22 protein-coding genes are annotated in these 19,492 nt (G+C 61.1%); 9 read left to right on the forward strand and 13 right to left on the reverse strand.

Features of this window, described 5'->3' with window-relative positions:
* Positions 1–104 precede the first annotated feature (104 nt).
* Together NW814_RS05380 and NW814_RS05385 are read right to left on the reverse strand one after the other, a co-directional pair.
* Positions 105–2,270, reverse strand: coding sequence for a fused MFS/spermidine synthase (locus tag NW814_RS05380; protein WP_414405488.1), 2,166 nt, complete (start codon positions 2,268–2,270; stop codon positions 105–107).
* An 11-nt stretch (positions 2,271–2,281) separates the two neighbouring features.
* Positions 2,282–2,878, reverse strand: a complete 597-nt coding sequence (locus NW814_RS05385; protein ID WP_414393207.1) for a hypothetical protein — start codon at positions 2,876–2,878, stop codon at positions 2,282–2,284.
* Between the two features lie 324 nt (positions 2,879–3,202).
* Here NW814_RS05385 and fba point away from each other — a divergent pair, with 324 nt between their 5' ends.
* Positions 3,203–4,282 (forward strand): class II fructose-bisphosphate aldolase, encoded by a 1,080-nt coding sequence (gene fba, locus NW814_RS05390; RefSeq protein WP_414393205.1) that lies wholly within the window; start codon positions 3,203–3,205, stop codon positions 4,280–4,282.
* A gap of 105 nt (positions 4,283–4,387) precedes the next feature.
* Here the strand turns inward: fba and NW814_RS05395 are convergent, their stop codons facing one another.
* Positions 4,388–4,849, reverse strand: coding sequence for a VOC family protein (locus NW814_RS05395; protein WP_414405489.1), 462 nt, complete (start codon positions 4,847–4,849; stop codon positions 4,388–4,390).
* A gap of 75 nt (positions 4,850–4,924) precedes the next feature.
* On the opposite strand from NW814_RS05395, the gene NW814_RS05400 reads away from it, so the two are divergent.
* The 3 genes from NW814_RS05400 to mreD are packed head-to-tail and all read left to right on the forward strand — an operon-like array spanning position 4,925 to position 7,330.
* Positions 4,925–5,953 carry a rod shape-determining protein gene (locus NW814_RS05400; RefSeq protein WP_414393785.1) on the forward strand — a complete coding sequence of 343 codons (1,029 nt, stop codon included), beginning with the start codon at positions 4,925–4,927 and terminating at the stop codon, positions 5,951–5,953.
* A gap of 56 nt (positions 5,954–6,009) precedes the next feature.
* Positions 6,010–6,765 (forward strand): rod shape-determining protein MreC, encoded by a 756-nt coding sequence (gene mreC / locus NW814_RS05405; RefSeq protein WP_414393201.1) that lies wholly within the window; start codon positions 6,010–6,012, stop codon positions 6,763–6,765.
* Positions 6,737–7,330 (forward strand): rod shape-determining protein MreD, encoded by a 594-nt coding sequence (gene mreD / locus NW814_RS05410; RefSeq protein WP_414405490.1) that lies wholly within the window; start codon positions 6,737–6,739, stop codon positions 7,328–7,330. Before mreC ends, mreD begins: the two co-directional genes overlap by 29 nt.
* A 19-nt stretch (positions 7,331–7,349) precedes the next feature.
* On the opposite strand, the gene NW814_RS05415 is transcribed toward mreD, so the two are convergent.
* Both NW814_RS05415 and NW814_RS05420 read right to left on the reverse strand, forming a co-directional pair.
* Positions 7,350–7,628 carry a hypothetical protein gene (locus NW814_RS05415; RefSeq protein WP_414405491.1) on the reverse strand — a complete coding sequence of 93 codons (279 nt, stop codon included), beginning with the start codon at positions 7,626–7,628 and terminating at the stop codon, positions 7,350–7,352.
* Positions 7,625–8,200, reverse strand: coding sequence for a thylakoid membrane photosystem I accumulation factor (locus NW814_RS05420; RefSeq protein WP_414405492.1), 576 nt, complete (start codon positions 8,198–8,200; stop codon positions 7,625–7,627). The genes NW814_RS05415 and NW814_RS05420 overlap by 4 nt, the downstream gene beginning before the upstream one ends.
* Before the next feature lie 254 nt (positions 8,201–8,454).
* Between NW814_RS05420 and NW814_RS05425 the strand changes: the two genes are divergently transcribed.
* Positions 8,455–9,954, forward strand: coding sequence for a cation:proton antiporter (locus tag NW814_RS05425; protein WP_414405515.1), 1,500 nt, complete (start codon positions 8,455–8,457; stop codon positions 9,952–9,954).
* Here NW814_RS05425 and NW814_RS05430 read toward each other — a convergent pair.
* The gene (locus NW814_RS05430; RefSeq protein ID WP_414405493.1) at positions 9,951–10,538 is read right to left on the reverse strand and encodes an FHA domain-containing protein; all 588 of its coding nucleotides are present in this window, start codon (positions 10,536–10,538) and stop codon (positions 9,951–9,953) included. The genes NW814_RS05425 and NW814_RS05430 overlap by 4 nt on opposite strands.
* A gap of 106 nt (positions 10,539–10,644) precedes the next feature.
* On the opposite strand from NW814_RS05430, the gene NW814_RS05435 reads away from it, so the two are divergent.
* From NW814_RS05435 to NW814_RS05445, 3 genes are all read left to right on the forward strand, one after another.
* Entirely contained in the window at positions 10,645–10,863 is a 219-nt protein-coding gene (locus NW814_RS05435) for an NAD(P)H dehydrogenase subunit NdhS (RefSeq protein ID WP_414393193.1), read from the forward strand.
* Positions 10,864–10,873: 10 nt separating this feature from the next.
* Positions 10,874–11,509 carry a low-complexity tail membrane protein gene (locus NW814_RS05440; RefSeq protein ID WP_414405494.1) on the forward strand — a complete coding sequence of 212 codons (636 nt, stop codon included), beginning with the start codon at positions 10,874–10,876 and terminating at the stop codon, positions 11,507–11,509.
* A 188-nt stretch (positions 11,510–11,697) separates the two neighbouring features.
* The gene (locus NW814_RS05445; RefSeq protein WP_414405495.1) at positions 11,698–12,504 is read left to right on the forward strand and encodes a hypothetical protein; all 807 of its coding nucleotides are present in this window, start codon (positions 11,698–11,700) and stop codon (positions 12,502–12,504) included.
* On the opposite strand, the gene NW814_RS05450 is transcribed toward NW814_RS05445, so the two are convergent.
* The 6 genes from NW814_RS05450 to NW814_RS05475 all read right to left on the reverse strand — a co-directional run bounded on the left by NW814_RS05450 (position 12,501) and on the right by NW814_RS05475 (position 17,454).
* On the reverse strand, positions 12,501–13,835 hold the full coding sequence (locus NW814_RS05450; RefSeq protein WP_414405496.1) for a class I SAM-dependent methyltransferase: 1,335 nt from the start codon (positions 13,833–13,835) through the stop codon (positions 12,501–12,503). The two genes, NW814_RS05445 and NW814_RS05450, sit on opposite strands and share 4 nt — an antisense overlap.
* A 30-nt stretch (positions 13,836–13,865) precedes the next feature.
* Positions 13,866–14,948 carry a glycosyl transferase gene (locus tag NW814_RS05455; protein ID WP_414405497.1) on the reverse strand — a complete coding sequence of 361 codons (1,083 nt, stop codon included), beginning with the start codon at positions 14,946–14,948 and terminating at the stop codon, positions 13,866–13,868.
* Positions 14,949–14,952: 4 nt separating this feature from the next.
* The gene (locus NW814_RS05460) at positions 14,953–15,846 is read right to left on the reverse strand and encodes a DMT family transporter (RefSeq protein WP_414405498.1); all 894 of its coding nucleotides are present in this window, start codon (positions 15,844–15,846) and stop codon (positions 14,953–14,955) included.
* On the reverse strand, positions 15,846–16,172 hold the full coding sequence (locus tag NW814_RS05465; RefSeq protein ID WP_414405499.1) for a hypothetical protein: 327 nt from the start codon (positions 16,170–16,172) through the stop codon (positions 15,846–15,848). The genes NW814_RS05460 and NW814_RS05465 overlap by 1 nt, the downstream gene beginning before the upstream one ends.
* Positions 16,173–16,239: 67 nt before the next feature.
* Positions 16,240–16,521 (reverse strand): hypothetical protein, encoded by a 282-nt coding sequence (locus NW814_RS05470; RefSeq protein WP_414393181.1) that lies wholly within the window; start codon positions 16,519–16,521, stop codon positions 16,240–16,242.
* A gap of 81 nt (positions 16,522–16,602) precedes the next feature.
* Positions 16,603–17,454: a leishmanolysin-related zinc metalloendopeptidase gene (locus NW814_RS05475; RefSeq protein ID WP_414405500.1), complete on the reverse strand. Its 852-nt coding sequence runs from the start codon at positions 17,452–17,454 to the stop codon at positions 16,603–16,605.
* A gap of 247 nt (positions 17,455–17,701) precedes the next feature.
* Between NW814_RS05475 and NW814_RS05480 the strand changes: the two genes are divergently transcribed.
* Positions 17,702–18,685: a glycosyltransferase family 2 protein gene (locus tag NW814_RS05480; protein WP_414405501.1), complete on the forward strand. Its 984-nt coding sequence runs from the start codon at positions 17,702–17,704 to the stop codon at positions 18,683–18,685.
* Here the strand turns inward: NW814_RS05480 and NW814_RS05485 are convergent.
* Positions 18,640–19,476, reverse strand: coding sequence for an inositol monophosphatase family protein (locus tag NW814_RS05485; protein ID WP_414393176.1), 837 nt, complete (start codon positions 19,474–19,476; stop codon positions 18,640–18,642). The genes NW814_RS05480 and NW814_RS05485 overlap by 46 nt on opposite strands.
* Positions 19,477–19,492 lie beyond the last annotated feature (16 nt).

Raw genomic sequence — 19,492 nt, forward strand, 5'->3', positions numbered from 1 at the left:
CGGATAGATATCAGTTACGCTGCAAACAATCATAACTCATACTAACTCTGTCCTGTGGTCCCTCCCCGATTTCTGCCAGTTCCACCCCTCCTAGACCAAGAGCTCTAGGACCAGCGGAGCACCTGCAGCAGGTTGGAAAAATCGTCCCGCCAGAGGGGATCCCCGGCTTGGGGCAGAAGGGGCTGCCAGGGATCCCCGTCGGAACTCTGCAAAGCAAGGGAACCTCTGGCCATCAGCACCCAATGGGAAGGGGCCAGCCCCGCCTGGCGCTGGGCAGCGGTGAGATCTTCCTGGGCTTGATGCCAGGCGGAAAGCTGCAATTCTCTGGCCAAGGCGGCCAACACTGGCGCCAAATTCAGGTGGCGGTTGGTGATGTTAAAAAGTAGCCAGCCCTGGGGCTTAAGCTTGCTGAGGTAGAGGGTCAGGGCCTCCTGGGTGAGCAGATGCAGGGGCACAGCGTCAGAGCTAAAGGCATCCATTACCAGTAGGTCATAGCTGCCATCGGGGATCCCTTGCAGGCGGAGGCGGGCATCGCCCAGAATCACCCGCACCCGCGCCCGCTGGCTGGCCCAGTCGAGGTAAGCAAAGTAGCGGCCTGCCCAGTTGGCCACGGTGGGATCCAGCTCGAAAAAGGTCCACTCATCCCCCGGCTCGGCGTAGGCGGCCAAGGTGCCGATCCCCAGCCCCAACACCGCAACCTGAGCCGGAGAAGAGCCTAGCTGCGCCCGCCACCGCTGGAGCGCCTGGCCCACCGGCCCTGGGCGGGAAAAATAGGTGAGCGGCTCCAGGGCTTTCTGGGGATCCAGGTTTTGGCTGCCGTGCAGCGTGGTGCCGTGCAGGAGGCTGCGGAAGGATCCCGCCTCGTTGCGGTACTCCACAAGGCGATGGAGGCCAAAGACACTGCGCTCGCTGGCTACTACCTGCAGCCCCGGCGGCAGCCAGAGCTGTCCCAGCAGCAAAACCAAACCCATGGTCACCCCCAGGCGGCACAGCCATCCCCTCCCGCCTTCTCCCCCTAGGGCCAGCACCGCCCAGCCCAAGCCCAGCCCTACGACTGCTCCAAGGTGAAAGAGCGCCTGGAAACGAAAGTGCACCAGCAAAAGGGGCAGGAGCAACCCCAACCCCAGCCCTAGGCCCAACCGTCCTCCCTGGGGCGCCAAGGCTGCCAGCGCCAGGCTCAGGAGGAGCGGATACTCCAGCACCGCCTCAAACACCTGGGGTGCTAGCAAAGCAGCAAACAGGCCCCCCAAGCTCCCTCCCAAAGCCAGCCACAGGTAAAACCGGGTCAACTGCTGGGCTGGCGGCCGACAGCGGACCAACTGGCTGTGGCAGGCCCAGCTCACCAAGCCAAAAGCCCCTAGATGTAGAGGCAACACTGCAGACCAAGGCTTCACCCAGCCCATGACCTGCGCCCCTATCGCCCCGCAGGCCAGCAAAGCTGTCGTCCCCAAAGCCAACTCGTTGGGATGGATGCCGCCGAAGGCCAGCATAAAGGTCACTAGGTAAATGCTCAGGGGGATGGCCCACAGCAAGGGCACCGCCGCCACATCGGTGGTCAGGAGGGTGGTGACTGCCACCACCAAACCCGCCGGTAAGAAGGCCCAGCCAGCCCAGCGCCAGCCCTTCCCCCAGAAGCTAGGCTCCGCTCTGCCGATTGCGACTGGCTCCCCTAGGGCAGAGGGATCTGTCCCCTGTCTTTTTAGCAGCAGCCCCACCCCGCCTAGGAGCACCAATCCGGCAACCAACGCATAGGCTCCCCTCCAGAGCTGGGTTTGCTCAGCCAAAGACAGCCGCGGCTCCAAGAGCAGCGGATAACCCAGCAGTCCCGCCAAGCTGCCGGCATTGCTGGCTCCATAGAGTCCGTAGGGATCCCTCTTACTCTTGCCCAGCCCCCGTTGCAGCAGGGGCGACGTTCCCGAGAGGAGCAATAGCGGCACCCCTGCTCCGACTGCCAAGTTGGCCAAGAGGGCTAGGGGAGGAAAGGCCTCCTCCGGCTGCGGGTGGCTCCTGAACTCAAAAGGCAAAAACTTAAGCCCCGCCAGCATGAGGATCCCGTGGATCAGCACGCCCAGCTCGGGATGGCGGCCCCGCCCCAGCCAATCCGCCCACAGGTAGCCCAATAGCAGGACAAGCTGGAAAAAGGCCAGGCAGGTATTCCACACCAGGGGGGATCCTCCCCACAGCGGCAGCAGCAACTTGCCCACCAACAACTGCCCCCAGAAGAGGCAGAAAGCGCTGGCAAACAACGTAAGGCCAACCAGCCAAACCACCGCTGCTCCCTTCAGCGGGCCTTGACTTGCAAGGGGAAGCGCTGCCTCAGCTCCTCTTCTACCTTAGGCAGCCATTCTTCTTGGAACACCCACACTTGCCCTTGCTGCACGCGGCCATCGGGGTTTTGCGTCAGCTCTAGCCAATACACCAATTGCTTTCCCCGCAGCACCACGCCTTGCGTGGCCAAGGCAAGGCTATAGCCGGGATTGCCAGCCAGGGCCGCAGGGGCCGGGTAGCGGATGACCTCCACTGCCTGATCCAAATCGGCGGCGATCTCAGGGCCATAGACCTCGCGAATAGCTCGAAAGAGATCCTCTGCCGTCAGCCCTTGCGGGCGAAAAAAGGTCATCCGTTCCGAGCGGATCGTCTCCCGATCCAGGGGGTTGATGATCCGGCCTGGCGGGGCGACTGAGGCCAAGAAAGTAAACCGGGATCCATCCGGCTCCACCCGATGGATGTTTAACGTCTCGCCTGGACGGGGCCGCAGCACCGGGTTGTCTTTTACCCAGCTAGCCACCTGACTTGGCGCTTGCCCTGGGATCCCCCAAGCTACTGCCGAAAGGCCCACTGACCAGCAGGTGAGGGCCCAGCCTACCCCCAAAGCCAAACGCCGTTTTCTGCGATTTGGATCTCGACCGGCGAGTTTCCTGCCTTGCTTGGCACCCAAGACCCGCCATGGATTGAAGTCCACTTTCTCACGCCTCCGCACAAGCGAACGCAAGCAAAATGTCAAGCAATACTCCTCCAGTGTATCTGGGTCTCTCAGGCCGCCTGGTGCGCCTAAGCGTGGGCATTGCAGCCAACAGTGGCAGGGATTGTTCAGCGAGATCCCCAAATCCCGGGATCTTGTCCCGCAAAACGTAAAAGATACCTTAGGATTAACAGTAAGCAAATCTCAAACGCATCAAGTCAGCACCTCAGGAGGTAAGCGATGGCTCTTGTTCCTATGCGCATCCTGCTGGATCATGCCGCCGAACATGACTACGGCATTCCAGCTTTCAACGTCAACAACATGGAGCAGATCCAAGCAATCATGCAGGCTGCCCATGAAACCAACAGTCCAGTCATCCTGCAAGCCTCTCGAGGGGCGCGCAAGTATGCGGGCGAACACTTTTTGCGCCACCTGATCCTGGCGGCGGTGGAAACCTATCCCCACATCCCCGTGGCCATGCACCAAGACCATGGCAACAGCCCCGCCACCTGCTACTCTGCCATCCGCAATGGCTTCACCAGCGTCATGATGGATGGCTCCCTCAAAGAAGATGCCAAAACCCCGGCCAGCTATGAGTACAACGTAGCCGTTACTGCTGAGGTGGTGAAGGTGGCCCACGCGGTTGGCGTGACGGTGGAAGGGGAACTGGGCTGCCTGGGGTCACTAGAGACGGGCCGCGGCGAGGCGGAAGACGGCCACGGCGCCGAAGGGGCTCTTAGCCGCGACCAACTGCTTACCGACCCGGATCAGGCGGTGGACTTTGTGGAGCAAACCCAGGTGGATGCGCTGGCCGTAGCCATCGGCACCAGCCACGGCGCTTACAAGTTCTCCCGCCGGCCTACAGGGGACATCCTGGACATCGATCGCATTGCGGAGATCCACCGCCGTCTGCCCAACACTCACTTGGTGATGCATGGCTCCTCCTCGGTGCCTAAAGAGCTCATTGACATCATCAACCAGTACGGCGGCTCTATCCCCGAAACCTACGGTGTGCCCATTGAAGAAATCCAGCGGGCCATCAAAAATGGGGTGCGCAAAATTAACATCGACACGGACAACCGCCTAGCGATTACGGCTGCCGTGCGCCGCGCGCTGGCCGAGAACCCGAAAGACTTTGATCCCCGCTCTTTCCTCAAGCCTTCCATCAAGGAAATGCAAAAGGTGTGCGCCGAGCGCTACATTGCCTTTGGCTGCGCCGGTCACGGCACCAAAATTCCGGTCGTTACCTTAGATGAGATGGCGGCTAAGTACGCCTCCGGCGCTCTGTCGGCTCAGGTGAAGAAGACCGCTGTGGTCTAGGGATCGCTTGCCCAGCTTCTCATCGCTCCCCTCTCCTCTGTAAGGAGGGGGCTATTTTTTGCACCTCAAACCCTGCCCCTGGCAGTGCGGCAGTTCCAGGTGCAGTTAGCTCCAGGACTCTTCTTGAGGGATCGGGCCTAGGGCCATTGCCTCCCAGAAAGGGGCCGAAGGCTGGTGCAGGACGATGCGATTGCCATCGGGATCCCACAGCTCCACCTCTTGGCCGTGAAAGGCCTGGCGCAGAGGGGAAGGGGAGATTTGGTACTCGGCCAACACCGCCGCTAGGGATCCCAAGTATCCAGCTAGATCCCGCACCTGCAGGCAGAGGCTGGCTGCCCTTCCTGGGACTGCCAACTCTGGCTCACGGCTGTGGTAGAGGCCCAGTCGCAGTCCCGGCAGCCGAAACTCCCCATACACCGGCTCTCCCTGGGGAGGAACCCGAACCTGGGGCGGGATCCCCAGAAGGGCTTGGTAAAAGCGCAGCAAGCGAGGTAAGTTGGGGGTGGCCAAGCTGAACAAAGCCGCGGCAATCTCCATGGCAACCCTAGCCCCCTTTTGCTTTTCCACTCTCTCCCAAGGTTGAACTATAGTAGGTAGCAAGACTTGCTGCCTCTTTACAAAAAACTGGAGCAACCTACCGTGCTGGGGCTATTTAGCCGCTTTTCCCGTGACATGGGCATTGACTTGGGCACGGCCAACACGCTGGTCTACGTGGCCGGGCGCGGCATTGTCCTGCAAGAGCCTTCTGTAGTGGCCATCGACCAAAACACCAAGCAACTTCTGGCGGTAGGGGAAGAGGCCAAAAAGATGCTGGGCCGTACCCCCAGCAACATTGTTGCCGTGCGCCCTCTGCGGGATGGCGTGATTGCCGACTTTGACACGGCAGAGATGATGCTCAAGCACTTCATCCAGCGGGTACACGGAGGTCATTACCTGATTGCGCCGCGCATTGTCATTGGCATCCCCAGTGGGGTGACCGGTGTGGAGCGGCGGGCGGTGATGGAGGCAGCCCTGCAGGCGGGGTCGCGGGAAGTGTACCTGGTGGATGAGCCGGTAGCAGCGGCAATTGGGGCTGGCCTACCGGTGCAGGAGCCCGTAGGGAACATGATTGTCGACATTGGCGGCGGCACTACTGAGGTGGCTGTCCTCAGCCTGCAAGGGATCGTGCTGAGCGAATCGGTGCGGGTGGCAGGAGATGAGCTGAGCGAAGCCATCATCCAGTACATGAAAAAAGCCCACAATCTTACCATTGGGGAGCGCACCGCCGAAGAGATCAAAATTCAAATTGGCTCTGCCTACCCCACTCAGGAAGAGCTGAGCATGGAAGTGCGGGGGCTGCACCTCCTCTCGGGCCTGCCTCGTACCGTGACGGTCAAAAGCACCGAGATCCGCGAGAGCATGGCCGAGCCTCTCTCAGTGATTGTGGAGGCCATCAAGCGTACCCTGGAGCGCACGCCGCCGGAGCTTGCTGCTGACATCATTGACCGTGGCATCATGTTGGCAGGAGGCGGAGCCCTGCTCAAGGGCCTGGACGCTCTGATTAGCCATGAAACTGGGATCATGGTTCACATTGCCCCCGATCCCCTCAGTTGCGTGGTGCTCGGCACGGGGAAAGTTTTGGAGGATTTCAAAACCCTGGGTCGGGTGTTGAGTGCCAGCTTCAAGGCCTAGCAGGGTTTGCAGCTCTCCATTTTGGGTGGGAGTGGAGTGGTTAAGAGGAGTAGTGCTTGAGTCGGCTACGCCAATGGAGGCGCAAGGTTGGGGGGCTGCTCCTAGCTACTTTGGCCCTAGGGGCCGCCCTAAGCCTGCGCCAAACGAAGGGATCCCTGCTGGTAGAGGCGTACACTCGGCTCACGGCCCCACTCCGTCCAGTCGTGAATCCCGAGGAGGTGCTCCGGCAGGCTGCTACCCGTGAGCTACAGGCCCTAGTAGCCGAGTTGCAGCACCAAAACCGCGAGCTAAGGCGGCTGCTGCAGCTTGCCGAGCAAGGGCCCCAGGTGAAGATCCCGGCAGCTGTAGTGGGCCGCAGTGCCGATCACTGGTGGCAGCAGCTTACCCTTGACCGCGGCAGCCGGCAAGGGATCAAGGTAGGGGATGTGGTGGTGGCGCCGGGAGGATTGATTGGTCGGGTTGAGGCAGTAACCCCCAACAGCAGTCGCGTGCTGCTCATTAGCGATCCCACCAGCCGAGTGGGGGTGACGCTAAGCCGCAGCCGGCAGATGGGTATCTTGCGGGGCACTGGCAGCCAGGAAGCTATTCTGGACTTTTTTGATAAAAATCCCCAGGTAGAGGTGGGCGATGTGGTGGTCACCTCGGGGCTGAGCAGCCTCTACCCCGCCGGGATTGTCGTGGGAACAGTTCGGGCAATTAACTTAGATGCTAGCCCTGCTCCCCAGGCCACTGTTGAACTGTCGGCGCCGCTAGGGTTTCTAGAATGGGCCTTGGTCTACCCCTATGCTCAACCTGCGGCTTCCCCCTCTTAAACCTCACCTCAACTGGCTGGTTACCGTCCTGTCAGGGCTGTTGGCAACGGTGGCTCCGTGGTGGCGGGGGCCGGGCTTGGAGCTGGCGGGCTTGACCCCCGATTGGCCTTTGATTTGGGTGGTGTGCTGGAGTGTGCGGCGAAAAGCTTGGCAGGGGGCTGTTGCCGGGATCACCCTGGGGTTCCTGCAGGACGCCCTCACCAACCCCTATCCTACCCATGCTCTAGGGTTAGCCGTGGTCGGGATCCTCGCAGCCAGGTTGCAGAAACAGCGCTATATGCACGAGGACTTTATCTCCATAGCTTTGATTGTCTTTGGCATGGTGGTGATTGCCGAAACGCTGATGGCGTTGCAATGGATGTGGCTGACGGCCTTTGCCCCGGCAGGCATGGCAAGTTCCCCGCTAGGAAGCCTTGGCAGCGCCGGCCCCCGCTCCCTAGAGAGCATCTGGTGGAACCATCAACGCAATGTCCTTACCTCGGCCATTTTAAGTAGTTTGTGGGCACCGGCTCTGTACTGGCCTCTTAGCCGTTGCTGGCACTCCCAAGAGCGGGATCTGCAGTAGCTGCGGAGGGAAGAGCAAGCTAGCCCAGCACCCAGCGCTGCAGGGCAATGCCAAGGAGCAGGCCCAGGCCGCCAAAGCGCACCACCTGCCAAAAGGTTGCAGGGAGAAACACTTCCAGCAGATAGGCTTGCAGCCGTTCTTCTAGCTGGCTGACTTCCGTCTGGAGCTCAGCCCATTGGTCAGGGGAAAGCTGCGACAGGCGCTCCAGCTGGCGCAGGTCGGCTAGCCGTGCCTGTAAGATCTCAAGCCTTGCTTGCAAAGCCTCAAGCGGATCCGGGGAATCGGGAGGAGCTGTCACGGCTGGGTCTTGGCTGGAGTGAAAAATCCGGTCTGAATTTCGTTGAAGGGCTTGGCTTGGATCACCCCCGGGGGAAGGGGATCCAGCTGGAAAAGAGCCCGAATGGCGTTCTCCACTTCCGTGATGGGGCGGTTGCCGATGGAGTGGTAGACAAGCTTGCCCTGGGAGTCAAAAAGAAGGGTTTGGGGAACTCGGCCGCTATAGTACTGGCCGCGCTCATCGCCTGGCAAAAGAGAATCCACTGAGTAAGGAATGAAATAGACTGCCCGGCCATAGCGAACCTGCAAGCTGGAGAGCGTTGCCGCGTACCGTTTGCAATCGCTGCTGTCGTCGATGTAGTAGACAAGAAGGGCCGGGATCCCTTGTTCCTTCGCCTGCTTTAGGGAGACGCGCGGCGGAACCATGCCCCCATTGGAGCCGTAGAGGGCAAAGATGTTGCCGTCGTAGCGGTCGTCGTTGAGAAGAGCATGGGCAGGCGGAGACAGCCAACCCGTTAACAGGAAACAGGCAACCAGCAGGAGAAGACGGAGCTGCCGCATATTCAAGAGAGGGCCTGTCGGACAACCCGGCAAGGGGGGACTTCCTCATTGTGCCACTTGCACGGCGCCGCCTTGTTCCCCTGGGCTGGGATCCAGCTTGGGAGCGGTGGATGATGGCCTCCGCCCATCGTAAGGTAGCCGGCGCTATTCGTGCCCCCTAGGCATTGCCAGCAGGCTACGCAGGAGGTTAGCTTTTGGAACAGTCTCCTGGCAGAGCGACCCTAGAGATACGGCTCTGCGGAGGCCAGCCTAGATGGAAAGCTGTCCATGGGAGGGTCTTGGATCCGGTGTTGCTAGCTGTCGAAGCCGCTGCTTCCGTTGAGCCGCCAGGGGGAGACAACCTCGCTCCTGTGATCTTGGTGGCGGTGCTGCTGGCACTGGTGGTTATCTACCTGGTCAGCCGCATTGCCGGGGAAATAGCCGTCCGCTTCGGCTTTCCTCCCGTACTGGGCGAGCTAGTGGGGGGTGTCCTGGTGGGCGGTTCTGCCCTGGGGCTGCTGGTTTTTCCCGAGGGGCCGCCTTCTGCTGAGACGTTGCCTGCTTTGGCCCATGCCTCGGCTCTTATGCAACTTTTACAGGCCACCGCTGGCCTTGACGAGGGATCCCTGGTGCCGGTGTTTGCCTCCCAGGCTGAGATCATCGAGGTCCTCTCGGAAATCGGGGTCATTATCCTCCTCTTTGAAATTGGCCTCGAGTCCGATCTGGGGGAACTGTTGCGGGTTGGCCCGCAGGCGGCGGCTGTAGCCGTTATTGGGGTTGCTGTCCCCTTCGCGGCGGGAACACTGGGCCTGCTCTACCTTTTTCATGTGCCCGTCATCCCCGCCATCTTTGCGGGGGCAGCTCTGACGGCAACCAGCATTGGCATCACCGCCCGCGTCTTGGCCGAGCTGCAAAAACTCACCTCCCCCGAAGGCCAGGTGATCCTTGGCGCTGCCGTGCTGGACGACGTGTTGGGCATTGTCATCTTGGCCGTGGTGGCGAGCTTGGCCAAAACCGGCGAGGTTGATGTCGCCGATGTGGGCCTCATCCTTGTCAGCGCTGTCGTCTTTCTGGTCGGCTCTATTGTCTTGGGGCGACTCCTCAGCCCCTACTTTGTGGCTCTCCTCAGCCACCTGAAGACCCGCGGCAACCCCCTTCTGCCGGCTCTGGTGTTGGCTTTCCTGTTGGCCTACGTGGGGCAGGCCATCCACCTGGAGGCGATTCTGGGCGCCTTTGCCGCTGGCTTGATTTTGGGGGAAACGGACAAGCGCCAAGAGCTAGGAGAACAGATCAAACCCGTTTCCGACCTGCTGGTGCCCATCTTCTTCGTCTGTGTTGGGGCCAAAACCAACCTCGCCGTCCTTAACCCCACCCTCCCTGCCAACCGGGAAGGGTTGATCATTGCCGCCTTCTTGGTTAGTGTTGCCATTTTCGGCAAGCTGGCCGCTGGCCTGGGGGCGTTTGGCAAGCCGGGCCTCAGCCGTTACGCTGTCGGCGTGGGCATGATTCCCCGCGGTGAGGTGGGCCTGGTGTTTGCTGGGGTGGGATCGGCCAGCGGTGTTCTTTCCGACGCCCTCGACGTCAGCATCATTGTCATGGTGATTGCCACCACCTTCGTTGCCCCCCTCTGGCTGCGGGGAGTGCTGGGGGGTGGAGAAGCAACAGCAGCCACCACGGCAGCTCCAGAGGCCCCTTCCTCTCTCCTAGAACTCCAAGCCGAGGTTACAGAGCAAGATCGCAAAGGGGCTGCGGGCACCCTAGAGCCTGTCCCTCCGGCCTCGGAACGGCTGGGTATTCCTGAGAGTTAATGGAACGGTTGCCGCTCCGCCCATAGGCGCCGCCAGATGGCCTGCACCAGCAGCCGGATAGGATTGCGCCAGCTCGGCCCCCCTTCTGCAACCTTGGCCGCTGCCTGCGCCGGCGGTGCTACTTGGACTGGGGACGGCTCGAACCGCTGCAGCGTGGTTGCCCGCCGATCCAGGACTGGGGTCTTGAGGCTGCGGAAGCTTACCTCCTGGAGGTACTGCTGCAAGTCGGCCTCAGAAGAGCGGCGAACGTAGTATTGCAGCCGCACCTGCTCTCCCAACAGAATTTGATCCCCGTCTTTGAGATCCCAGCTCAAACATCTCTGCCCGTTGACCGAGAGGCCGTTCGTGCTGCGCTTGCCCTCGATATTCCCATCCAGCAAGCGGTAGGTGTACTGCCCGTCCTTTTGCGGTAGCCGCAAGAGCAGGGCGTGTTGCCGAGAAACAGCCGCCGAATGAATGACAATGGCGTTGCTGGGATCCCTGCCAATAGAATAGGTGGCGGCACTGAGGGCCAAGGCTCGCCTTCCCTGCTCGTCGTCGATCACCAAAACGTGCCAAGTTTGGGAAACTGGGTCGGCAGGCATGGCTTGGGGTTGGCTTGGCCAGGAACGGAGGGGCCAAAGAGGGTCTTCCCTATACCCCTATAATAGGGTAGGGCTTTTTGCCCGCGAGGAATCGTAAACACCGGTTATGACTGCACCTTCCTCCCTTCTCCAGGAGCTTCCTCCGATTTACCCTGGCGTTGCCGTGCGGGTCATCAACCCCAACGATACCTACTACCTCTTTGAGGGCCAGGTGCAGCGGGTTACCGACGACCACGCTGCCGTCCTTTTTGAAGGCGGCAACTGGGATAAATTGGTAACCTTCCGCCTCACAGAATTGGAAGTGGTGGACAAGTCCCGCCGCTAGCTTTGCTTGGGTGTCCCTGGGACTTCCCATGCGCAGCCACTGGCAGGAACCTTTCCTCTGGATCCACGCTGCTGGGATCCTCCTTTTCCCCCTGTGGATGGGGCTAACTCTTGTTGGGTTGGCTATGGGGGATCCCCTCCTGCCGGTGGGCGTGGAGCAGGCCGCAGTGGCGGTGGCAGGCATTGGGCCGGTTTTAGCCATGCAGTGGCGCAAGCCCTTCAATGTCTTCAGCCTGTGGGTGGTCGCCTTTCCTCCGGAGGAGCTCTCCCCTGACCAGCGCCGCATCCTGGCTGCTTTTGTGAGCCCGGAACACAAGATCTTGACGGTGTTGGCGGCGTTCCTACTGCTGGAGGTTCTCGAGCGTCTTTACGACTTGGCACCTCTCTTTGCCCCCCTTACTCCCGGCGATGGCAGTCGGCTAGCGGGTCTAGTCATTGCTGCCTTTGGCTTTTGGGGAGCCAATGTGTTTTTGCAGATCCCTCTTGCTGTGGCGCGGGTTCTTTTCTTGAGCGATCTGGAGCTGGCCCAGATCGACCCCATCCCTGCTGAAGAGATTGAAAGCCGCTTTTCCAGCTTCGGCAATCGCCATAACCTTTTGCTGCAGCGGCTGCTGCGCCGTTTGGCCAGGATCCCAACCCAACCCTAAAGCAGGAACGGAAACCAATCCCCAGGGCCAGCTTCCTCGGCCACGACAGCCACACCCTAAAGCCCAGCTTTTCTTTAGCCGAGCTTTGGGGACGGATTTCTGCCCCCAAAAAGGCTGCAGCTCGATGTTAGATTGGATGGGATCCAGACCATCGGCATTCTCCCGACTTCGAGGCTATTGCACCGGCCATGGCGAGCAACTTTTCCTTCCGCTTCAGGCAATTTGCCCAACGCCTCCGAGAAACCACCCAGCTTCCTCCCTTTTTCACTGACCAAGCCACCAGCGAAACCCAAAACCTGGCCCGGGAGTTGGCCTTGGTGGGGGAATATGCCACCCAGCTCAGCCAGGTGGTGATGGAAGTGGACTTCCTCAACCAGCTCTATACCCGCCTCTTGAACGAGCGAGAAGTGCTGCAGCAGGAAAAAGAGAACTTGGAGGCGCGGGTCTTTGAGTTGCAGCAGGAGCGCAACGAGATCGAGCCCCAGGTGATGCACCTGCGCGAACAACTCAGCCAAGTTGCCTTTCAACTGGAGCAAACCCAAAACCGCGAGCGCAGCCTCAGCGAACGGGAACGACAGCTCTCGGAAATTGTTGCCCAACTGGAGCGCCGTCGAGCTGTGCTCAACCAGGCCATTGAAAACCTTACCAACCAGGAGGCCGACTACACCGTCCGCAACAAAGAGCTGGAAGCGGTGATCAAAGACAACGAGCGCAAAGCTCAGCAATACCTAGAGGCCGTCAACCACTACCGCGCCTACTTGGAAGAGCTAAACGCCCAGATCCAAGAGGCCCAGGCCAAGCTGAAAAGCCTCGGGGTCGAGCCCAAACCTGCTGACCTGCCGCGGCTTGAGGATATGGAAAAGCCAACTCCCATCCCCACACCGCCGCCTTCCCCTCCAATTGGCTACCCACCGCCCCCACCTCAGCAGTCTCCTCCAACCCAGCCAGGTGGCTATTGGCAGGAGAGCCCCTTCGACGACGATCCCTGGGCCTAGCCTGCCGGCAGTTGCCGTTTTGCAGCGGAGTTCAGCGTTCCCTCTTCTGACCTATCTGGGGAAGGGGTGGGATCCAACATCACAAACAGAAACGACTCCAGCCCTGCCAGGTAGGTGAGCACCTGCTCCTGAGCCGCTTCCTGGTCTATTCGATTGGCTTGGGCTGCTTGCTCGATGAGGCTGGCCACCGCCGTTGGCCCCTGCAACAGGGATCCCAGCCAGGCCATCTGGGCCCCGGGAATGGTTAGGCGCCCGCGGCTAGCCCCTGGCCAATTCATAGCAAACTCCTGCTTTTTTTCGTGGGCCTGGGCGAAGTTGTGGCGAAATTCAGCGTTGTCCGCCAAGATGGGGTTGAGCTGTACCCTGCCTCTCAGCCAGTCTTCATCACTCCAGGGCAAGACCAGGGAAGAGCCAGGGTGCTCCGCCCAAAAGTCGATGAGGCGGTGGTTGGGGCAGATCAGCTCGTAGAGGTGGTTTTGCTCGGCAGGAGAGAGCTTGTCCAGCTCCGCCTCTAGCCAAGCCGGCAGGGCTTTGTCTTTAAACAGCAGCGCTGGATCCCAGTCGGCGTAGTCCACCAGGCAAACCAAGCCCAGCTCCGCCTCCTGGAGCATACGCATCAAGTCTGGGATTAAAAACCCCTTGTCGCCGGGCAAGAGGTAGTTGGCGCGGATGTTGGTGTCGTCGCTGTAGATCTGGGGATCCCAGTGCAGGGAGACCCGCAGCTCGTCAGAGGCCAGGCTGGCCATAAACTCCCGCACCCGCCGGCAAGCTTCGGGGGTGGGCAGCTCAAACAGGCCCAGCAGCTGGAACGCCTCCTGCATGCGGAAGATCACCTCCCGCTGGTAGGCGTGGTGTAGGTTGGCCCGCAGGATCCCGTTTGGCTTGAGCACTCGCTTGAGGGCCTTTAGCCCAGCCACCGGGTCGTCCAGCAAATAGAGCACATCGTTAAGGCTGATAAAGTCAAACTGCAACCCGAGCCGTTCGACCTCCAACAAGTCTAGGGCGTAGAGCTCCACCTCCCCGAACCCGTGGTAGCGCAGGCGCCGCTCGGCTGCTCGCACTGACTCTGGCGCCAGATCACAGGCCACCAGCCGCGCCCCTGGATTGGCCTCCGCCAAGAGCAAGGTCTCCCAGCCAGAGCCACAGCCGACATTGAGGATGGTGATCCCCTCGCTGGGCAGGATGGCGCGGGTACGGGCGTATTGGGCCGTCGTCCAGCTCAGGCGGTACAGGCTGTCGATGGCGTTGCGGCCTGACGTCTCGAGGGGCACGTTGGGATAGGGCAGTTCCTCGTAGACTTGCCGCAACGACTCGGTAGTGCTGCCGGCCATGGGATCCGCTCCAAGAAGCTGCTCCCTATGCTACTGCCTCAGGAAGGCCGCGATGGCAGCGGCAATGGCCTCATTGCCCCCCCGATCCAACTTCTCCGACGCCTGGGGTGGGTAGGGGGGATCCCGCAAGAAGTCCCAGGATCCCTCGAAAAACTCCTCGGCAGAGAGGATGCGATGCCAGCCGTAGCGCCGCAATCCCTCCACCAATAGGGGCGACTCGGCAAACCCAAAGCGGTTGACACAGGCCATGGGCGTGCCACAGCGCAGTGCCTCTGCCAAGGTGCCATAGCCCGGCTTGGACACCACCCAGCGGCAGAGGGGCATCACATCCACTGGCCGCCACACTTGACCGTCTAGGACTCGCAGGTTGGGCAAGGCAGGAGCCTGCTGGTCAAAGGTGAGAAACTGCCAGTCGGGAAAATCCTCCAGCCGCCCGTAGGGCAAGCCCTGCAACCCCAGCCCGCCAAAGGTCAACAAAACCGTGGGTCGCTCTCGCTCTAGCCCCAGGCGCTGGGCCACCTCCTCTGCCAAGTAGCGCGGATCCGACCCCGTCAGCCCTACTGCCTCTTGGCAGGGAAAGGCGCCCATGGGCTCGGCAAAGGGCAGGCGAAACAGCCGCTGGCACCGCCCGTACAGCTCGCGGATCCAGACCACAAAAGGCTGGAACTGGGGGCCATACTCTTGATAGATAAAGTCCCAGCCGAAGTTGCTCGCCATCCAGCAGGGGATCCCGGCGGCCTGGGCAATTGCTGCAGCCAGCGGCGGCACGTCCGCCAACACCAAGGGTATCCCCTGGGCGCGAATGAACTCCGCTTCTTCCTGAATCAGTGCCTCAGCCCCGGCTTTGAACGTCTTGAGGGCAGCTAGTGTAGCCGGCAGATCTGCCTGCAGACCATCGGGCTGCACCACGCCTACATCCAGGGCCCGCTGTCGATGGAGAAACGGCCCCTCCACATAGCGCTCCAGGAGCCAGCGGGGGGCTGGTGTCACCCAAATGGGCAGGACATTGGGATCCCGCCGCCGCAAAGCGTTTACCACCGCCGCCAGGCGAGTGACATGCCCAAACCCATGGGCCGTTGCCGCCACATACAGAGGGACCGGCTTCACTGCCATAGCCTCAGGAAAGAACAGGCTGAGGTCTTTCCCGCCAGGAGACCCAGAGGTTGCTGGCCAAGATGAGAACTAGGCCCAGCACGGAGCCGGGAGCGATCTGCTCCCGCAACAGCACCGCAATCAGCCCCAGCGACAAGAAGGGTGTTACATAGACCCAATTGGCCAGGGATCCCCGCTCGTTCGCTAGCTCCAGCGCCCGCAACCAGAACACAAAAGTCAAGCCCATCTCCGCCAAGCCGATGTAGGCTGCCCAGGCCAGCCCCGCCATTGTCCACCTCAGCTCCTGAAACGGCAACAGCAGCAGACAGTAGCCGCTGCCGAAGAGAAATCCCATGAACAGCTTCAGGAGGGCATCCCGTCCATCCCGCACATTGAGCAGCCAGTAGAGAGCCCAAATAGCGGCGCTGCCCACTGCCAGCACCACCCCCCAGGGATCCTCCACCTGCAAGGTGCCCCAGGATCCCCCCGTGGCCACCAGCACCACCCCCAGCAGGCTTGTTCCCAAGGCCAGCAGTAGCCGCCCGCGCAGGCGCTCCCCCAACAGCGGCACTGCCAAGAGAGCCAACACCAGCGGCCAGGTGTAGTTCAAAGCCAGCGCCGCCTGGGCCGAGAGGCGATCGTAAGCCTGGAAGAGCACCCCGTAGTAGCCAAACGGGTTAAGTAGCCCCTGCAACGCCGACAGGGCAAGCTGGGATCCCTTCTGTTGGGCAACAAGATGCGCCCGCCCTGTTACCACCAGAGCCATCCCCAAGATTAGGCAGGAGCTGCCCGCCGAAAGAATTAGCAAGGCCGTCGGCGCAAGGTGTTGCAAACCAAACTTAAAGGCGCTGGCTGCCGTGGCCCAGCCTAAGATGGCTGCCGCCAGATAGGCATAGGCTCGGCGGGGATCCCTGTGCATTAGAAGCTGTCGAGATCTCGATCCTCCGGCTTCGGCTTCGCTTTGGTGGAAAGGCCCAACCGCGGTGCCACCACCCAGGCGTAGAGCAGGTAGCCCAGCCCCGCCACCACCGCCCACCTGAGAAGGGTGACGAACACCCGAAAGACTAGCCCAACCAGCAGGATACAGCCCAGGATGGCCAGAACCGGCAGCAGGGGACGCCCCCACCTCCCAACCCAAGCCCAAAGGGCAGCTTTGTCCTGGGACGAGCTCCGCGACCTAGCAGCAGCCGCAGTCGCCTGCTCCAGTTCAAGCTCAAGCTGTTTCAGCCGTTCTTGCTCTGACATAGGGGGCAGTCTCTAGAATCCAGAGCCACCTCCATCTTACGGGCTGCTCCTCACAAAGTCGGGCAACCTAGGCCCGCGCCGAGAGGATCTCTTGGGCCATGGCGCGGAATGGATCCAAAGCTGGGCCGGGGCGACGGTTGGGACGCGGAGCCGGGATCTCGTTGGGCACAAACGGCTTCTCGACCACCACCTTAGGCTTAGCAGGCGCAGCCGTTGGGGCAGGCTTGGAAGAAGCTGCCGGCTGGGTTGAGGCCGGGCGAAAAGGCCCGGTAATAAAATCCACCAGGCCGCCGAAGAGGATGCCAAAGAAGGAAAAAAGACCACCGAACAGCTTTTTGAGAATGCCCATAGCCAGTTGCGAAAGTTATGCAACCCAACACTCATTATTGTTGAGGTCGAGCACCTTGGCTATGGGTAAACATTCTTAGGCTCAGGGATCCCCCACCTCTCTGCCAGTGGCGTCAAAGCGCCGTAGGGGTAGGGCCAGCTCCAGCTCCTGCAGCTCCAAGGGTTCCAGCGGTTCCAAGATGACCCGGCTGCGCCCTAGCTCAAAGCTATCGGCTGCTGCCGGATTGACCTTGTAGCCGATATCCGCCATGGCTCCCACCGTGAGGATGCTCAAGGGATTGGGCACGCCCCGGTCGAGACGGCTGGTCATCAGCTCGCGGCCCAAGACACTCTCCCGCCAGTGGGAATCGCGGGATCCCACCCCAAATTGGTTCTCCAGGGGCACAGAAGGGGCATTGCCTCCTAGCGTGGAGAAAGCCTCAACTGCCCGCGGGCCGATAAAGCGGGGGTCATAGCCCGGCGGCGTCGGCTGATCCCGCCCCGCCAAGCCCACTGTCAGCCCCTTGGGATTCCAGACACTGGGCAAAAAGCCAAGGGCATGGCCCAGCTCATGCAGGGCGGTGATGGGCAGATCCCCCCGCTCTTCCAAAGCCGAGAGGTTTTGGCTGTTGAACACAACAACGGAGTAGAAAGGCAGGCCATTGGAGGCCCGCACAAAACAGGGAGCGGCTCCCCCTAAAATCCGCTCGTTGCCCAGGTTTCTCGCCCGCACCTCCACCAGCAGATCGTCGATGGGGAAATCAAGGGGGGTGCTGGGAAACCCCGCATCGCACTCGTCGGCCCGGATGGTGGTAGGCGGCAGATCCGGCTGATCCTCGATGATGATCTCCTGCCACCTCAAGGCCGCGCTGCGGACAATGGCTTGTTGGCTGGGAGTGAGGCTGCTGTCGGGGAAACGAACGTCAATGGTGAACTGGGGAACAGGAGCAGCCATTGGCGAAGGCAGAGTTGGAGGAGGAAGGGCTTCTAAGGAAGAGAAACCCCCTCTTCCCCCGCACGCTTTGAGGAGCAGTAGCAGCACAGCCATGAGGAATCCAAGCAGGCGCAGGCTCCAGGTTCGGCGTCCAAGTTGCCGCAGCCCCAGGAAATGCTTCGCCCTCTTCTTTTGAACAACCATAGCTGGGCTGGCCGTCAAAAAGCCTCCGAAACGCTAACATTGGCTGCAGCGCTAGGGATCCTCGGTGTACATCAGCGTCATCATTCCCACCTACAACCGCCTTCCCATCTTGCAGCAGTGTCTGCGAGCCTTGGCGCAACAGCAGCCCGGCCCCTACGACGGCTACGAGGTGGTGGTGGTAGACGACGGCTCCACCGACGGGACGGTGGAATGGCTGCAGAGCCAGCTGCCGGCCTTGCCGCCCCTGAAACTCTTGTGCCAAGAGCACCGCGGCCCTGCTGCAGCTCGCAACCTGGGGTTTCGCCACGCCCAGGGATCCATCATCGTCTTCATCGATAGCGACCTAGTGGTGGTGGAGCACTTCCTGGCCGCCCATGCCCAGATGCTGCGGCGGCATGGGGTTACCGGCAATCCCAACTCGCCCCACGAAGCCAAGGTCTTCACCTACGGGCGGGTCATCAACACCTGCAACTTCCAGGATCCCCGCTCCGAGCCTTTCAAGCCCACTGACTTCTCGGCCGCTTTTTTTGCCACCGGCAATGTGGCTATCGCCCGCCACTGGCTAGAGCAGGTCTGCGAAACCCCTGCCGGCCCCTTCGACGAGCGGTTTCACCTCTATGGCTGGGAAGACCTGGAGCTGGGGGTGAGGCTCAAGCGCCTGGGCTTGCGCCTGGTCAAGTGCCCCCAGGCCACTGGCTACCACTGGCACCCCCCCTTTGAGCTGCAGCAACTTCCAGCGCTCATTGAGCGGGAGCGGCAGCGGGGCCGCATGGGCATCCTTTTCTACCAAAAACACCCCACCTGGGCGGTGCGTTTCATGATCCAGCTAACGCCCCTGCACCAAATCCTTTGGGGCCTGCTGTCGCTGGGGGGCTGGTTGAACGAAAAGCGACTGGAACCGCTGCTGCGCTGGCTAATCCAGAAGGGACAATCCCAACTGGCCCTAGAGCTGTGTCGGATTTTCTTTCTCAACTGGTATAACGTGCAAGCAGTTTATGCCGCTTACAGGGAAATAAAGGCGCGAAACAGCGGCACCCACTTTGCCTGAGCCACCAAGAGCGTCGGGTAGGTCAGCTGGCCATAGTCCTTGCCCACCCTCAAAGGCTGGCCGGGATCCGGGTCAGCCGGGCCCAAAGGCTCCCACACTGCGCCAGCTCCTTTAGCAATAGCCCACACTGCCGCCACATCCCAGATCTTAGGCGAGCGCTCCACCGCGCCCAAAAGGCTGCCGCTAGCCACCAAGAGCAAGTTGTAGGCAGCTCCCCCTAGCATGCGCGCCTTGCAGGGAAATTCTGGGCTAATCCAATGGCCGCTGCGGGAGCAAAAATTAAACAGTTGGTTGGGGCCGGGTGGAGCGGTGCTGGGGCGGATGGGTTGAGGACAAGCAGGATGCCGGTCGTGGCGGGTGAGGAAAGCCCCTGCTGGGGCATCCCCGGGAAACTGGGGCCAATAGCCGTAAAAAGTCTGGCGGATAGGTGGCAAATGGACACAGCCAAACACAGGCAGGCCCCAGTGCAGCAACGCCAGCGAGCTGCCCCAGATGGGGATCCCGTGGGCAAAATTGGTGGTGCCATCGAGGGGATCCACCACCCAGCACCACTCTGTCTCGGGGAAGATGTGGTTTGACTCCTCGCTCAAGTAGCCGTGATCCGGATAAGCAGCGGCAATTGCCTCCTGAAAGGCCCGATCAGCCCACTGGTCTGAAGAGGTTACTAAGCTGCCATCCGCCTTTTCCGTGGAGCGTGCCTGGCCAAAGTCAGCTAAAAGCTGAGAGCCCACCCGGGCTGTCAGCTGGAGGGCAAACTCGGTGACCTCGCGCCAAAAGGAGGAAAGCTCCATGCTCTAATCCTAGCGG

Source organism: Synechococcus sp. R65.1, from assembly GCF_047461755.1.
Lineage (GTDB): Bacteria > Cyanobacteriota > Cyanobacteriia > Thermostichales > Thermostichaceae > Thermostichus.

Coding starts and splice junctions, on each gene's coding strand:
- fba (WP_414393205.1), top strand. CDS start 3,203: ATGGCTCTTGTTCCTATGCGCATCCTGCTGGATCATGCCGCCGAACAT.
- mreD (WP_414405490.1), top strand. CDS start 6,737: ATGCTCAACCTGCGGCTTCCCCCTCTTAAACCTCACCTCAACTGGCTG.
- NW814_RS05430 (WP_414405493.1), bottom strand. CDS start 10,538: ATGCCTGCCGACCCAGTTTCCCAAACTTGGCACGTTTTGGTGATCGAC.
- NW814_RS05435 (WP_414393193.1), top strand. CDS start 10,645: ATGACTGCACCTTCCTCCCTTCTCCAGGAGCTTCCTCCGATTTACCCT.
- NW814_RS05445 (WP_414405495.1), top strand. CDS start 11,698: ATGGCGAGCAACTTTTCCTTCCGCTTCAGGCAATTTGCCCAACGCCTC.
- NW814_RS05450 (WP_414405496.1), bottom strand. CDS start 13,835: ATGGCCGGCAGCACTACCGAGTCGTTGCGGCAAGTCTACGAGGAACTG.
- NW814_RS05455 (WP_414405497.1), bottom strand. CDS start 14,948: ATGGCAGTGAAGCCGGTCCCTCTGTATGTGGCGGCAACGGCCCATGGG.
- NW814_RS05460 (WP_414405498.1), bottom strand. CDS start 15,846: ATGCACAGGGATCCCCGCCGAGCCTATGCCTATCTGGCGGCAGCCATC.
- NW814_RS05465 (WP_414405499.1), bottom strand. CDS start 16,172: ATGTCAGAGCAAGAACGGCTGAAACAGCTTGAGCTTGAACTGGAGCAG.
- NW814_RS05470 (WP_414393181.1), bottom strand. CDS start 16,521: ATGGGCATTCTCAAAAAGCTGTTCGGTGGTCTTTTTTCCTTCTTTGGC.
- NW814_RS05475 (WP_414405500.1), bottom strand. CDS start 17,454: ATGGCTGCTCCTGTTCCCCAGTTCACCATTGACGTTCGTTTCCCCGAC.
- NW814_RS05485 (WP_414393176.1), bottom strand. CDS start 19,476: ATGGAGCTTTCCTCCTTTTGGCGCGAGGTCACCGAGTTTGCCCTCCAG.